The 12,708-nt window shown below is 71.4% G+C and carries 16 protein-coding genes; 6 read left to right on the top strand and 10 right to left on the bottom strand.

The features are described 5' to 3' along the window. Positions 1-94: 94 nt before the first annotated feature. Complete coding sequence (locus tag ACQEVB_RS14265; RefSeq protein ID WP_432970323.1) at positions 95-301, bottom strand: hypothetical protein; 207 nt, start codon at positions 299-301, stop codon at positions 95-97. Positions 302-424: 123 nt separating this feature from the next. Continuing rightward, positions 425-1,738 (bottom strand): diguanylate cyclase, encoded by a 1,314-nt coding sequence (locus ACQEVB_RS14260; RefSeq protein ID WP_432970320.1) that lies wholly within the window; start codon positions 1,736-1,738, stop codon positions 425-427. A gap of 358 nt (positions 1,739-2,096) precedes the next feature. Between ACQEVB_RS14260 and ACQEVB_RS14255 the strand changes: the two genes are divergently transcribed. Further along, positions 2,097-3,146, top strand: coding sequence for a cation diffusion facilitator family transporter (locus ACQEVB_RS14255; protein WP_432970317.1), 1,050 nt, complete (start codon positions 2,097-2,099; stop codon positions 3,144-3,146). Positions 3,147-3,192: 46 nt separating this feature from the next. Here the strand turns inward: ACQEVB_RS14255 and ACQEVB_RS14250 are convergent, their stop codons facing one another. Then, the gene (locus tag ACQEVB_RS14250; protein ID WP_432970314.1) at positions 3,193-3,651 is read right to left on the bottom strand and encodes a carboxymuconolactone decarboxylase family protein; all 459 of its coding nucleotides are present in this window, start codon (positions 3,649-3,651) and stop codon (positions 3,193-3,195) included. 74 nt (positions 3,652-3,725) lie between these two features. On the opposite strand from ACQEVB_RS14250, the gene ACQEVB_RS14245 reads away from it, so the two are divergent. Then, the gene (locus tag ACQEVB_RS14245) at positions 3,726-4,601 is read left to right on the top strand and encodes a LysR substrate-binding domain-containing protein (protein WP_432970311.1); all 876 of its coding nucleotides are present in this window, start codon (positions 3,726-3,728) and stop codon (positions 4,599-4,601) included. 32 nt (positions 4,602-4,633) lie between these two features. On the opposite strand, the gene ACQEVB_RS14240 is transcribed toward ACQEVB_RS14245, so the two are convergent. The 4 genes from ACQEVB_RS14240 to ACQEVB_RS14225 all read right to left on the bottom strand — a co-directional run bounded on the left by ACQEVB_RS14240 (position 4,634) and on the right by ACQEVB_RS14225 (position 7,362). Then, positions 4,634-5,095, bottom strand: a complete 462-nt coding sequence (locus ACQEVB_RS14240) for a hypothetical protein (RefSeq protein WP_432970308.1) — start codon at positions 5,093-5,095, stop codon at positions 4,634-4,636. A gap of 162 nt (positions 5,096-5,257) precedes the next feature. Next, a complete protein-coding gene (locus ACQEVB_RS14235; RefSeq protein ID WP_432970305.1) occupies positions 5,258-6,304 on the bottom strand; it encodes a tyrosinase family protein in 1,047 nt (348 codons plus the stop codon). Positions 6,305-6,306: 2 nt separating this feature from the next. Then, positions 6,307-6,651 (bottom strand): hypothetical protein, encoded by a 345-nt coding sequence (locus ACQEVB_RS14230; protein ID WP_432970303.1) that lies wholly within the window; start codon positions 6,649-6,651, stop codon positions 6,307-6,309. 126 nt (positions 6,652-6,777) lie between these two features. After that, positions 6,778-7,362, bottom strand: coding sequence for a dihydrofolate reductase family protein (locus ACQEVB_RS14225; protein WP_432970300.1), 585 nt, complete (start codon positions 7,360-7,362; stop codon positions 6,778-6,780). Between the two features lie 83 nt (positions 7,363-7,445). Here ACQEVB_RS14225 and ACQEVB_RS14220 point away from each other — a divergent pair, with 83 nt between their 5' ends. Beyond that, positions 7,446-8,432, top strand: coding sequence for a DUF5937 family protein (locus ACQEVB_RS14220; RefSeq protein WP_432970297.1), 987 nt, complete (start codon positions 7,446-7,448; stop codon positions 8,430-8,432). 43 nt (positions 8,433-8,475) lie between these two features. Here the strand turns inward: ACQEVB_RS14220 and ACQEVB_RS14215 are convergent, their stop codons facing one another. Continuing rightward, positions 8,476-8,721 carry a hypothetical protein gene (locus ACQEVB_RS14215; RefSeq protein ID WP_432970294.1) on the bottom strand — a complete coding sequence of 82 codons (246 nt, stop codon included), beginning with the start codon at positions 8,719-8,721 and terminating at the stop codon, positions 8,476-8,478. Positions 8,722-8,850: 129 nt separating this feature from the next. Here ACQEVB_RS14215 and ACQEVB_RS14210 point away from each other — a divergent pair, with 129 nt between their 5' ends. Genes ACQEVB_RS14210 through ACQEVB_RS14200 form a run of 3 tightly spaced genes read left to right on the top strand, consistent with a single transcriptional unit; the run spans position 8,851 to position 10,465 of the window. Beyond that, on the top strand, positions 8,851-9,681 hold the full coding sequence (locus ACQEVB_RS14210; RefSeq protein ID WP_432970291.1) for a MerR family transcriptional regulator: 831 nt from the start codon (positions 8,851-8,853) through the stop codon (positions 9,679-9,681). Next, positions 9,678-10,034 carry a VOC family protein gene (locus ACQEVB_RS14205; RefSeq protein WP_432970288.1) on the top strand — a complete coding sequence of 119 codons (357 nt, stop codon included), beginning with the start codon at positions 9,678-9,680 and terminating at the stop codon, positions 10,032-10,034. The genes ACQEVB_RS14210 and ACQEVB_RS14205 overlap by 4 nt, the downstream gene beginning before the upstream one ends. After that, positions 10,034-10,465 (top strand): SRPBCC family protein, encoded by a 432-nt coding sequence (locus ACQEVB_RS14200; protein WP_432970285.1) that lies wholly within the window; start codon positions 10,034-10,036, stop codon positions 10,463-10,465. The genes ACQEVB_RS14205 and ACQEVB_RS14200 overlap by 1 nt, the downstream gene beginning before the upstream one ends. A gap of 21 nt (positions 10,466-10,486) precedes the next feature. On the opposite strand, the gene ACQEVB_RS14195 is transcribed toward ACQEVB_RS14200, so the two are convergent. Beyond that, the gene (locus ACQEVB_RS14195; RefSeq protein WP_432970282.1) at positions 10,487-11,374 is read right to left on the bottom strand and encodes a hypothetical protein; all 888 of its coding nucleotides are present in this window, start codon (positions 11,372-11,374) and stop codon (positions 10,487-10,489) included. Positions 11,375-11,467: 93 nt separating this feature from the next. Continuing rightward, positions 11,468-12,631, bottom strand: coding sequence for an epoxide hydrolase family protein (locus tag ACQEVB_RS14190; RefSeq protein WP_432970279.1), 1,164 nt, complete (start codon positions 12,629-12,631; stop codon positions 11,468-11,470). Positions 12,632-12,708: the final 77 nt, after the last annotated feature.

The following is a 12,708-nucleotide window of genomic DNA, read 5'->3' as shown; positions in this document are numbered from 1 at the left end:
CTGTTCGGGCCCTGTCCGGCCCGCCTACCTCTACGACGAGCGAGGCGACCGCAGATCGATGCACCCGAGCAGAATTCTGGTGCGGACCCGGGAGCTACTCGGCGAGCTTGGCGATCGCCTGCGCCCACAGGAAGAACTTGTTCGTCCCCAGATCGCGGATCGTCGTGATGTTGAAGGCCGCCTTGAGGTGCTCGGCGTCGCCCTCGGAGACACCCAACAGGGCGTCCACCGGCGCGTCGGCCAGCTCGGCCACGGTCTTCTCCCGGTACGCCTTGTCCACCTTGCTCGCCACGTCACCCATGGTGCTTCCTCCGTCCCGGCGGCCACCGTGACCGCCTGCTCGGCACGGCAGCACTCTGGCAGGTCCCGACGAGCCGATGCCACCACCCCCGGCGGCGCGCCTCCGCCTTCCCTGACCCGCAGGTCAGCGACCGTCGCGGTCGGCCGGACGGTCGGACCGGCCGCGTGTGTGTTCGGCGAGGTCGTAGCGGTTGCGTCCGCCCGCCTTGGCGTGCAGCAGCGCGGAGTCGGCGGTGAGCAGGAGATCGGCGAGCACGCCTTGCGGGTCCGAGAGCGCGAGGTGGTCGGTGTGGCTGCCACCGATGGAGACCGTGACCGTCAAGGGGGCCGCGGTAGCCGTGTCGATCTCGGGATCGGTGCGGGCGGTCGGCAGGGCGAGTTCCGCGATCCGGACCCGTAGCGTTTCGGCGGCGGCGGCAAGGGCGTCGACGGTGGTGTCGCACAACAGGATCGCGAACTCCTCACCGCCGAACCGGCCCGCGATGCTGCCGGTGTCGAGGTGGCGGGCGATGGTCGTGGCGACCGCGCGCAGGGCGATGTCACCGGCGAGGTGGCCGTGCTGGTTGTTGACTCGCGTGAAGTGGTCGATGTCGAGCATCAGCAGGCCGACGGGCTGCTGGTGGCGCAGCGCGCGAGCGAGCTCGCGGTGCGCGAGCTCGTCCCAGTACGCGGGGGTGAGCAACCCCGTCTTGCCGTCGACCCGGGCCTGGTGGCGCGCGCTCGGCAGTTGAGCAGCGTGGTCGAGGACGATCAGCTGCAGCAGCACCAGGGGCACCAGCGGCGGCTGCAGAGTGGCCAAGACGGCGAGCTGCGCGCCGACGGCGGAGGCGGAGATCTCCAACGCGTGCCCGGACACCGTCCCGCACACCACCCGCAGATCGGGCGGCGTGGTGCTGGTGAGCAGGACAGCGACCGCGACGAGCCCGCAGTTGATCAGATCGCGGGCGACGAGCGCGGCCAGCACCGCGAGGATCGCCGACGTCGTCGTGGGGAGCCCGGCCGAGCCGGCGTCGCCGAGGGCGAGGATCTCGATCGCGACGTAGGTGGCGATCAGGTGGGCGGCGGCGGAGAGCACGAACCGGAAGTGCGGGGTACGGCGGTCCACCCGCAGCCGCAGGTGCACCGCGGCGGCCACGATCAGACCGGCGACCAGCGGCCACGGGACCAGCAGCATCCCCGCGACCACCCACACCGTGTCGGTCGTGATGTGCACCGTCTCGGGGGCGCCGACCCTGCGGCGACGTTCGTCGCCCCGCACCAGCTCGCCGTGGGCCACCAGACCCGCCAGCAAGGCTGCGAACCACGCCCAATGGCTCGCCACGATGGGCCGATCGAGTCCCGTCACGACGAGCGTCACCGCAATGGCGTCGACGACCAGCACGTAGACCAGCGATCGGGTGGTGAGCTGCCACAGCTTCCACCCGCGGAGATCTATCACGGACCGTGATTGATCAGTCATCCTAGGTGCGCGGATCCGTCCGCTCCACCGCCCATCAGCCCACCCCCCTTTTACTTTCCGTCACAACCTGGTGACGGACTGTGCCGTGCTGACGCTATCGAGTTCCCGGCCCTGCGGAGAGATCCAAATGGTTGACCACGCCGATGACAGGGGGTGAGCAGCATGCGCAGCTGGGGATGGAGCTGACGGCGTAGGGCGATGTCGGGCGGGCGCGCCGCGAGGGCGCGCCCGCTGTCCCACGAGACGGGCGCGTCGGCCGCCACCGCGCTCGTCGTCCCCGGGAGCGACGAGCGCACCCATCGACCGGGACGGCCTCGGCCAGGCCACCTCCGCGACGATGCTCGCCGCCGCCGCCGCCGACGTCGACATCGGCACCGGCACCGGCACCGGCACCGGCCACTCCGCGGTCGGCACGCGTGGCCGCCTTCCAGCATGCCCCCGTGCCGCCCACGCGGTGCACCAGGATGGGGCGATGGCGTCGACGAAGCGCTCGTCCGACAGCACAACGCTGTTGATCTCGGTGGCGGCGTCGGCGGCGTTCGCGGTGCTCGCGCTGGTGTGGGGGCTGCTCGCCGGCTCCCGGCTGATCGTCTTCGACGGGCTGTACTCCTTCGCGAGCGTCGGGCTCTCGCTCCTCGCGGTGCTGGCGCTGCGGACTGCCCGGCGCGGCGCCGACGAGCGCTACCCGTGGGGCCGGGAGATCTGGGAACCGCTCACGGTCGTGCTGAAGGCGGTCGCGCTCGCCGGCCTGTGCCTCTACGCCCTCGTCGGGGCCGTGGCCGACATCATCGCCGGGCCCGAGCCTGTCGCCGTGGACGCTGCGCTGCTCTACGGCGTGGTCGCGACGCTCGCCGGCGTCGTGGTCACGCTCGTGCTGCGCGCCCGCTCCCGCGGCGGCTCGGACCTCGTCCGCGCCGAGGCAGCGGAATGGGCCGGCGACACCGCGCTGAGCGTCGGGGTGATCGTCGGGTTCGGCATCGCACGGGTGCTGGACGCCATCGGCCGCGCCGACCTGGCCCGCTACGTCGACCCGGCGATGGTGGTCCTGGTCTCTGCGGCCTTCCTGCCGGTCCCGGCCCGGCTCGTGGCGACCGGCTTCCGGGAGGTGCTCACCATGGCACCGCCCGCGCCGCTGCTCGAACAGATCCGCGACGTCGTCAGCGAGGTGGAGCGCGACCACGGCTTCAGCGAGTCGTTCGTCCGCGCCGCCAAGGTCGGCGGCCGGCTCGACCTCGAGATCGACTTCGTCGTCGACGACCGCTCCACCGCCCGCACGGTCCACGACCTCGACGAGGTCCGGGCGCAGCTGCGCGAGCGGCTGAGCTTCCTCGACACGCCGCCGTCGATGTCGGTCAGCTTCACCGCCGACCGCACCTGGGTGACGTGACCGCCGGGCCGGACGGCGCTACCGAGCCCGGCCCGGAGTGTCCCGATCAGCGGGTACCGGCCCCCTCGTGGTCGATCTCGGACCCGGGCGACGTCGACGTGAGCAGCCCACGTTCGGCGAACACTTTCTTGGCCGCGAAGGTGGCGTTGAGCGCGCGGGGCATCCCGGCGTAGACGGCGGCGTGCAGCAGCGCCTCGACGATCTCCTCGCGGGTGAGCCCCACGTTGAGCGACGCGTTGACGTGGACGTCGAGCTGCGCCTCGCAGCCGCCGAGCGCGGTGAGGATCCCGAGGGTGACGAGCTGGCGGTCGCGCGGGGCCAGCTGCGGGCGCGCGTACATCTCGCCGAACGCCCAGGACACGACCTGGTTGCCCAGCTCAGGGGAGACGTCGGCGAGGGCGTCGAGGACGCGCTGCCCGCTGCGTCCGTCGACGGCCTCGAGGACCGCCATGCCGCGTTCGAAGCGGTCGTCGCGAGTGGTGGGAGCGATCGTCGAGGAAGTCATGCCACGAGTCTCGGACTCGATCGAGCAGCCTGCAAGGCAGTGCTAGGCTTCTCAGGCTTGCCTTGGAGGCATAGATGGAACTGCGCCTGCTGAGCTACGTCGTCGCCGTGGCCGACGCCGGCTCGGTCGCCGGCGCCGCCGAGGTCCTGCACATCACCCAACCCACGCTGAGCCGGCAGCTGCGTGACCTGGAGCGTCGCCTCGGCACCCGGCTCTTCACGCGCGAGCACCGACGCACGGTGGTGACCCCGGCGGGCGCGGCCCTCGTGGCACGGTCCCGGGCACTCCTCGCCGACGCTGCCGCGGCCGAGCACGAGGTGCGCGAGGTGGCGGCGGGCCGGCGCGGCCGCCTCGCCGTGACGTTCGCCGGGTCCGGGATCAACGGTCCGCTCGCCACGGCTCTGGCCGCGTTCCGCGCCCGGCTGCCCGACGTCACGCTCAGCCTCGTGGAGAGCTTCGACGACGCCGAGATGTCCGCCGGCGTGGCGGAGGGTGGCTACGACGTCGCCGTCCAGCGGCTCCCCGCCCCCGACCACCGGCTCGTGACCAGACGCTGGTGGGAGGAGCCGATGACGGCGTTCCTGCCCGCCGACCACGAGCTCGCCGCCACCGACGCGCCGATCGCGCCGGCCGACCTCGCGCGGATACCGCTGGTGGTGTGGCCGCGCGCGGAGTCGCAGCAGTCCTTCGACGAGATCATGGAGATCTACCGGGCAGGCGGCGTGACACCGACGATCGCAGCGGAGGCGCGCACCGTGCAGACCCTCCTGGCACTGGCCGCGGCCGGCTTCGGCGCGGTGATCCTCGCCGACTCCTTCCGGTCGCTGGGCCGGCGCGGCGTTGCGGCCCGCACGATCCGGGGCACGACGACACGGATGTCGCTGGTGTGGCGCCGAGACACGCTCAACCCGCTGGTGTCGACCTTCGTCGAGCTCGCGACCGATGGGTGACTCCCGGCGATGAACGCCGGGCACCGCCCGCTTCAGAGGTGGACCGGGAGCCGCGGGTTGTACCGGCGCAGCGCGGCGATCAACTCGTCGGCCTCCCGCCGTGCGTGCAGCACCGTGACGGAACCGTCGGCGGTCTCGATCACGATCGGCGTGTGCGGCCGGGAGACGAGCACGGAGAACCGGACCAGCTGCACCCGCGCCGCGTGCGTGCGCAGCACGCGCCCGACTCGCCGCAGGGTCAGCGTCCCGTCAGCGGCGAGGGTCGCGTCGAGCACCGTGTTGCTGACCTGCCAGCCGATGACGACGCCGACCGCGACCAGTACCGCCCCCGGGACCAGGAGGATGAGTCCCGCCGGGAACGGCAGCCACCAGACGAACGTCAGCGCGGTGAGTCCGAGGAGCCCGAGTGCGCCGGCGATCGCGACGGAGATCCAGAGCCACGCACGCCAGAACCCCCGCAACGGCCAGTGCTGCTCGGCGTCGTGGTGATCCATCGTCTGCCTCCTCGGTCCGTGGTCCCGGACGGCGTCCGTGGCCAAGGAGCATGAACCCCGCAGCGCGCCCGCACACCCCTGCCATGGAGCAGGGCCCGCGGCCCGGTGACCTGCGCCGTTCGCCCGCGCCGGCTGCACCGCACGCAGGACCCGGGGACGGGCTCAGCCGGCGACGGCGAGCGAGTCGTAGGTGTAGCGCGCCGAGACGTCGAACATGTCCTTCACCAGCCACGGGGTGCCCTGGGCGTCGCGCTGGAAGAACGGTGAGAGCAACGGGTCGGACGGCCGGTGACGGAACAGTGTCGCCGAGGCCGTGTCGCCCGGCAGGTAGTCCCGGTTGCCGGGCATCGCCTGCCACGCCGCCCAGATGCGGTCGACGTTGCAGTGGTTCAGGTAGAAGACCGGGTCATTCGGCGACGTCGCCGGTCCCATGTCCCCGCCGATCCACACGTGGACGAGGTTGTGCAGGTTCGGCGGGCCGGCCAGCGACTGCTGCCACCCCTCCACCCCGTTGCGGAAACCGGACGTCCGGGAATCGCTGTCCCACGGATCGCCGTCGTAGCGCGTCGCGTTCAGCGTTGCGCCGACAGCGGCCTTGGTGGGCAGCCGCCACCGCTGCGTGGACTGCGGCCGGACCGAGCGCAACCGGCGGCGAAGCGGCCGGTCGACGGCGAAGAGGTTCCCCGCCCTGTCCGACACGACCGCGACCCGGAACGCCGTCCCGGCCCCGAACTTCCCGTCCTGCACCTCGCCGTTGCCGTCGCCGTCACCGCCGATGCCGTCGGGGTCGGTCCACAGGTCTGCCTCCGGCTGCGCGTCGGGCGGCAGCTCGCCGTCGTGCGCCCAGTCCCAGTACGGCAGGCCGAACTCGGGACGTCCGAGCACCCGGGCGATGTTGGCCTCCAGGAGCATCAGCATCAACCGGTGCCACGGCAGGAACACCGGCCCCTGATGCGCAGCGTTCCTGGCCGCGCCGCTCGGTGTGGCCGTCATCATCGTGCGGTAGTGCCAGAGGACGAACACGTCGTAGGTCGACAACGGTCGCGGCCCGACCGCCGGGCTCGCGCCCGCGATGCCGAGCGTGGCCGTGGTGACCGGCTGGCCCTGCGCCGACAGCACGATCTCGGCCTTGAGGCCGTTCACGCCGTCGATGAACGCGGCCCGGGCCGCGGGGTCCTTGACGACGTCTTTGCGGACGACAGCACCCATCGCTAGTGGTCCTCTCCGTGATCGTGCTCCGGCCCGAAGCCGTCCGGGAACGCGTCGATCAACTGCCGGGCCATGTCGATCGCAGACGCGAACGAGTAGTTGGGCAGCGCGTGGACCTGCACGTCGCCGCTGTTGGTGACGAACAGGTGCCCGCCGATCGGACGACCGTCGATCTCGATGAGGTAGGTCGTGCGCACACTGATGTCGTGCTCGCCGTACCGGTCGGTGCGCACGGTCTCGACCGGTCCCGGCGGATGGACGTGCAATGGGTTCTCGACCAGCGAATCCTGCACGGCCGCACCGAGGCGGCCGGGATCGACGGCGTAGGTGAAATCGAGCTCCGTCACTGTTCCTCCCGTGTCGTGCGGGGCGGCTGCCAGTGCCGCCTCCGCCTCGTGAGGAGCCGCCACGACCAGCTCCGGATACACAGGACGCGGTCGATCCAGGACCTTCGATCGGGAGAGTGGGTGTCGCTACTGACGCGAGGCGGCGGTGCGCACCCGGTAGTGCAGGTCGGCGAGCGGGCCGGTGTGGCCCAGGTGCAGCGGTTCGAGCTCGACGCGTTCGTGGACGGTGAGCCGGACGCCGGCCCCGAGCAGCACCGGTGCGGTGTGCACGACGATCTCGTCGACCAGGTCGGCGGCCAGGGCCTGTGCTGCGATGTCGGCACCGAACAGCACCACGTCGCGGCCGTGCGCGGCGGCCTGTGCGGCGGCCACGGCGGGTTCGATCCCGCCGGTGACGAAGCTGATCCTCGGGTCGTACGGAGCCGGCTCCGGGTGGTGGGTGAGCACGAGGACCGGGCCGTCGTAGCGGCCACCGTAGATGCCCTCGACGCCGTTGAGGCTGCGGGAGGCCTCGTACCAGCCGCGGCCGCCGAGGATCGCGCCGAGCGAGCCGAGGACCCGCTCGGCCGGCTCGGGCCAACCCTCCTGCCGTGGCAGCCAGTTCAGCGACATCCAGCTCATGTCGTGATCGGTCCCTGCCACGAAGCCGTCCAGCGACATCGTCACGTGCCACCGGACCGTTCCGCCCGATCCCTCGCCTGTTCCGTGCATGGATGATCTCCTTCCGCGTGTGTCGCCGACAGTCCTATCGGCGAGGCGGCGGAGGCCCAACGGATTCCGACTATCCTCAATGCGTGCCGCCTCACGGATCGCAGACCGTGCGGTTCGAGTTCGGCCACGAGGATCTGCTGCGCACCCGGTTCGCCATCTCACCGTTGACCGAGCTGGTGGCAGCGACCTACGTGCTGCGACAGCCGCAGCGGTTCCCCGAGCACCGACCGTGGGTCGAGACGGCAGCTGCGCAGATCACCGATCTGAGGGTGGACCTCCTGTTCGCGGTGTACCCGCTGGGTCGGGCCCACTGGCCGCACTTCACCACGCCCGCACCGACCCGACCGCGTCCCGCGATCGAGGACGAACTCGCGCGCGTGGCCGCCAACGATGCCGCCGTGGTGCGAGCTGACGTCCACCGCGCATTCCCCGACGGCCCACCCGCTGAACTCCGACCGCTGCTCGACGATCCGCGAACCGCCCTGCCCGAGTTGGTCGACCAGATGAGCGCGTTCTGGGACGCCGCGCTGCAACCGTCGTGGAACCGCATCACCGGCTTCCTCGAGAGCGAGATCGTCGCCAGGGCACATCGCCTGGTCGCCGACGGCGGCACGGCGGCGTTCGACGGTCTTGCCGACACCGTCGGCTGGGACGGTCGGACCCTCACCGTGTCGCGGGTCAGGACCGCATCACAGGTCGTGCCGCTGAACGGACGCGGTCTGCTGCTCATCCCCTCGGTGCTCGCCTTCGGAGCCTGGCCGTGCATCGCAGGGCCGAGCGATCCGGCGCTGACCTACCAACCACCCGGCACCGCGGACCTCTGGCTGCACGACACCGGCACCACCGACGACCTGGACCACCTGCTCGGCCGACGCCGCGCCGCCCTGCTCCGCCACCTCGACCAGCCCGCCTCCACCGCCACGCTGGCCCGCCGCACCGGATGGAGCCCTGGAGGCATCAACACCCACCTGAGCGTGCTGCGCCGCAACGGTCTGGTCGTCCGCCGCCGCTGCGGGCGAGAAGTGCTCTACACCCGCACTCCCACCGGCAACGCCCTCACCCGCCCGTAGCCGCCGGGGAAGCGCGGGGTACTGGCCCTGCCGTCGATCCGGGTCAGGCGGCCAGCCGCGGCAAGCCGGCCAGGTCGACGAGGTCCTGGCCGGTGGCGTACCGCTCGTGCTCCCGTGAGTCGCACTGCGGGCCCTCGTAGGCCGGGCAGGGACTCGTGGGCGGCAGTGCGTCGACCGGCAGGTCGGCATGGACGTCCGCCACGTCGGTGCTCAGATCGGCGGCCTCGTGCTCGACGGCGGCCGGTGCCACGGCCACGGACGAGGGGGCGAGCAGCGCTACAGCGGCCAAGGACGATGCAATGGGGAGCTGCATGACCGGGGATACCCGTTCTGCAGGGCCTCGATTCATCCGCCCGTCGACCAGCGCGTCCTCCCGCGGCTTGCTTCTCCCCCTGGGGGAGACATCAGGATCAGTCCCATGAGCGACGGACTGCTCCCGATCGGCGCCTTCTCGCGAGCCAGCTCCCTCTCGATCAAGGCGTTGCGCGCCTACCACGAGGCCGGGCTGCTCGTGCCGGCCCGCGTCGATCCGGGCAACGGGTTCCGCACCTACCACTCGTCGCAGCTGATCGACGCGGCCGTCATCGCCCGGCTGCGCTCGCTCGACCTTCCGCTCGAGCAGGTCGCCGAGGTCGTGCACGCGCGGGATCCGCAGGTCACGGCGCGGGTGCTGGCCGAGCACCAGGCGCGGATGCGCGCCCGTCTCGAGGAGGTCGCGCGGATCGTCGACGAGTTGCACGACGGTCTGGACCAGCCCGCCGCACACACCCCGGTGCACGTGCGGGCCGAGCCGCACCAGCACACGCTGGCCGTTCGCGGCCAGGTCGACGAGGCCACGTTCGCCCCGTTCCTCGACGAGGCGTTCACGCGCCTGACCGCTGCGGCGCGAGCACTCGGGATCGAGCCGATCGGCCCGGCCGCCGCGCTCTACCCGGCCGAGATCGCCGACGACGGCGCTGACGATGTCGAGGCCTACCTGCCGATCGCCCGTCCGGTCGCGGTGCGCCCGGCCTCGGGGGTCGTGATCAGTGAGGTACCGGCGGCCGACGTCGCCGTCCTCGTGCACGCGGGCTCCTACGACTCCCTCTCCGACACCTACCGCCGGCTCGGCTCGTGGGTCGCCAACCACGCCGAGCCGCGGCCGATCCACGTTCGCGAGGTCTACGTCGTGCGCGACGACCAGACACCGGACCCCAGCCGCTACCGCACCGAGATCCACTGGCCCATCACCGCACGGGAGACACCATGACCGCCACGCTCCAGCACATCACCTTCGACTGCGACGACGCGCTGGCCGTCGCGACGTTCTGGTCCGCGACGCTCGACCGCGACCTCGATCCCGACGGGAGCAGGCACTTCGCCAGCATCGGGCTCGGTGGCGCGGCACCCGCACCGGCCTGGCTGTTCGTGCACGTTCCGGAGCGCAAGTCGGTGAAGAACCGGACGCACGTCGACCTCTCCGCGCCGGACCCGGAAACCGAGATCGAGCGGCTCGTCGGGCTCGGTGCGGTGCGGATCGCCGATGTCGAGGAGTCGGGGGCTCGCTGGACCGTGCTGCACGATCCCGAGGGCAACGAGTTCTGCATGGCGCAGGGCGTCTGATGGCCTCCCTGACCCGCCACCTCGAGTTCGGCGCCGACGCCGACACCGTCTGGGCGGCCGTGCGCGCCGTCGCGACCCCGCACGTCGACCTCGTTCCCGGATTCGTGATCGACGCCCGACGGGAGGGCGACTCCCGCCTCGTCACGTTCGTCAACGGCTCGATCGCCCGGGAACTCATCGTCGATGTCGACGACTCCGCCCGACGGCTGGCCTACGCCGTCGTGGACTCCCCGATGGGCCTGACCCACCACCACGCGACCATGCAGGTCGACTCCGCGCAGGACGGCGGGTCGCGCATGGTGTGGACGGTGGATGCACTGCCCGACACCGCCGCGGCCCGCCTCGACGAGATGATGGCGCTGGGCGCACGGACGATGCTGCAGCAGTTCGGCACTCCGCGCGCCAGGGAGATGCGCAGCGAGGCTCAGTGACCGTGGAACCGACCTGGCTGCCTATGCGGGCCGCTGCGCCACCACGGCCAGGAGCCCGGTGAACGCCGCCCCCACCAGGACGAGGACCGCCGTACCCGACAGCAGGCCCAGCACCAGCGGCGGTTGCAACGGCGGGATGTCGGTGAAGGCCTCGACGCCGACGATCGCGGTCAGCGTCAGGTCGGCGAGGACCGCAACGCGCACGAGCGCCAGCCGGCGGCGGTCGTCCCACGACGTCAGCGAGAACAACCAGGCGAGGCCGGGCAGCGCCAGGACCGCGTGCATGGCGACCGCGTGCAGCGGCTTGAGGGAGCCGGCCGTGTCGTAGGCGAGCTGGGGCAGCCCGGCGCGCACCTCGACGACCCCGCGGGCGATCATCACCGCACCGGTGGCGAGCGCTACGAGGAAGACCGCCAGGCCCGTTCGGACGGCCAGCCGCATGCTGTCCGGCAGCGACCGCGCACCGCGGATCGCGATGGCCATCAGGGAGACGCCGACGAGCACGATGACGCCGCCACCGGCAGCGAGGGTCATGGAGACCGCGGTGTCGAACGGTGTCTCGAAGTTGAAGTGCGAAGGGACACCGCGCCAGGCCTGCATGCTCACCAGCGTGACCTCCACGACGCTCGTCACGGCGAACGCGCCGAGCAGACCCGCCCGAACCCCCGCGGGCATCCGCAGGTAGGAGGCGGCCCACGCGACCGACGCCACGGTCAACCCGAACGACAGTCCGAACGTCGCCGCCTTGCGCAGCGACAGCGGCCCCGACCAGGACGCGCCGGTGAGCAGCAGCACGGCGACGTGGAACAGCCCATCGGCGAGCAGCACCGCGGACAGGACGTAGCAGGCCCGCTCCACCGGGCGCCCCTCCGACCAGATGCGCCGCAGCGCGTTCACCAGCGTGGTCATGGACGGCATGGTGCCGCACGGGCGCCCGCTTCCGCGTCGTTCCCCGGGAGACGAGTGGACTGCTCCCGCGGGAGTAGCTCCTGGGCTCGAGCGTCAGGAACGAAGGGAGCGCAGGCCGGCGCGGATCTCGCTGACCAGGACCTCGGGCTGTTCCAGGGCCGCGAAGTGCCCGCCCTCGTCGGCCTCGCCGTAGTGGATCAGATCGCTGTAGGTGTCCTCGATCCAGCTCCGCGGCAGGTGCGGGATGTCCTTCGGGAAGACGGTCACCGCGACCGGCAGCGTCAGCTTCGGGCCGGCGAAGGTGAGCGACCTGTTCTCCCAGTAGATGCGGGCGGAGGACGCCGCACTGTTGGTGAACCAGTAGAGGGATATGACGTCGAGCATGTCGTCGACGCCGAGGGCGTCCTCGGCGAGCCCGTGGTTGTCGGTCTTCGACTGGAACTTCTCGTAGATCCACGCCGCCTGACCAGCCGGGGAGTCCGCCAGCGCGAACCCGACGGTCTCCGGTCTCGTGCCCTGGAGGTGGTTCGAACCGCCGAGATCACCGGTGTAGCGGACGAGGGTCTCGACGGCGTGGCGCTGGTCGGGCGACAACGTGTCGGGGATCTGCGCAGGAAAGGCGTACTGCGTGTTCAGGTGTATTCCGAGAAGCCCTTCAGGCTGCATGGCCCCCAGGGCGGTGGTGACGACCGCACCCCAATCGCCGCCTTGCGCGGCCCATCTCGAGTAGCCGAGGCGCTTCATCAGCTCCACCCATGCGCCGGCGATGCGCGACACGGTCCACCCCGTCTCCGTGGGCTTCTGGGAGAACCCGAACCCGGGCAGCGACGGGACGACGACGTCGAACGAATCGGCGGCGTCCCCTCCGAACGAAACCGGATCGGTCAGCGGGCCGATCAGCTTCAGGAACTCGAGGATCGAGCCCGGCCATCCGTGCGTGAGGATCAGCGGCATTGCGAGGGGATTCTTGGACCTGACGTGGATGAAGTGGATGTCCAGCCCGTCGATCTCGGTCAGGAACTGGGGGAAGCGATCGAGCTCGGACTCCAGGCGCCGCCAGTCGTAGCGGCGCGCCCAGTGCTCGACCAGTGCTCTGGCGTTCTCCACGCGAACCCCCTGCGACCAGTCGCCCACTGTTTCCGCATCCGGCCACCGAGTTCGGGCCAGTCGCAGCTTCAGGTCGTCGATCTCCGAATCCGGGATCGAGACGGTGAACGGGCGGACGAGGGCGGGGCGCGGCGGCATGGGCGCGGTCATTGCGTGCTCTCTTCTCCTGGCCTCGAAGCACTTGCACTGCTTCTCGTTGCACACCGGTGTGCAACCTACGTCATTGC

Origin of the sequence: Pseudonocardia sp. CA-107938 (assembly GCF_050936315.1) — a bacterium.
Classification (GTDB): Bacteria; Actinomycetota; Actinomycetes; order Mycobacteriales; family Pseudonocardiaceae; genus Pseudonocardia.
The sequence above is the reverse complement of the archived record's forward strand: the minus strand, read 5'-3'. Positions and strand labels throughout refer to the sequence as shown.

Coding starts and splice junctions, on each gene's coding strand:
- ACQEVB_RS14265 (WP_432970323.1), bottom strand. CDS start 301: ATGGGTGACGTGGCGAGCAAGGTGGACAAGGCGTACCGGGAGAAGACC.
- ACQEVB_RS14255 (WP_432970317.1), top strand. CDS start 2,097: ATGCTCGCCGCCGCCGCCGCCGACGTCGACATCGGCACCGGCACCGGC.
- ACQEVB_RS14250 (WP_432970314.1), bottom strand. CDS start 3,651: ATGACTTCCTCGACGATCGCTCCCACCACTCGCGACGACCGCTTCGAA.
- ACQEVB_RS14245 (WP_432970311.1), top strand. CDS start 3,726: ATGGAACTGCGCCTGCTGAGCTACGTCGTCGCCGTGGCCGACGCCGGC.
- ACQEVB_RS14240 (WP_432970308.1), bottom strand. CDS start 5,095: ATGGATCACCACGACGCCGAGCAGCACTGGCCGTTGCGGGGGTTCTGG.
- ACQEVB_RS14235 (WP_432970305.1), bottom strand. CDS start 6,304: ATGGGTGCTGTCGTCCGCAAAGACGTCGTCAAGGACCCCGCGGCCCGG.
- ACQEVB_RS14225 (WP_432970300.1), bottom strand. CDS start 7,362: ATGCACGGAACAGGCGAGGGATCGGGCGGAACGGTCCGGTGGCACGTG.
- ACQEVB_RS14210 (WP_432970291.1), top strand. CDS start 8,851: ATGAGCGACGGACTGCTCCCGATCGGCGCCTTCTCGCGAGCCAGCTCC.
- ACQEVB_RS14205 (WP_432970288.1), top strand. CDS start 9,678: ATGACCGCCACGCTCCAGCACATCACCTTCGACTGCGACGACGCGCTG.
- ACQEVB_RS14200 (WP_432970285.1), top strand. CDS start 10,034: ATGGCCTCCCTGACCCGCCACCTCGAGTTCGGCGCCGACGCCGACACC.
- ACQEVB_RS14195 (WP_432970282.1), bottom strand. CDS start 11,374: ATGACCACGCTGGTGAACGCGCTGCGGCGCATCTGGTCGGAGGGGCGC.
- ACQEVB_RS14190 (WP_432970279.1), bottom strand. CDS start 12,631: ATGACCGCGCCCATGCCGCCGCGCCCCGCCCTCGTCCGCCCGTTCACC.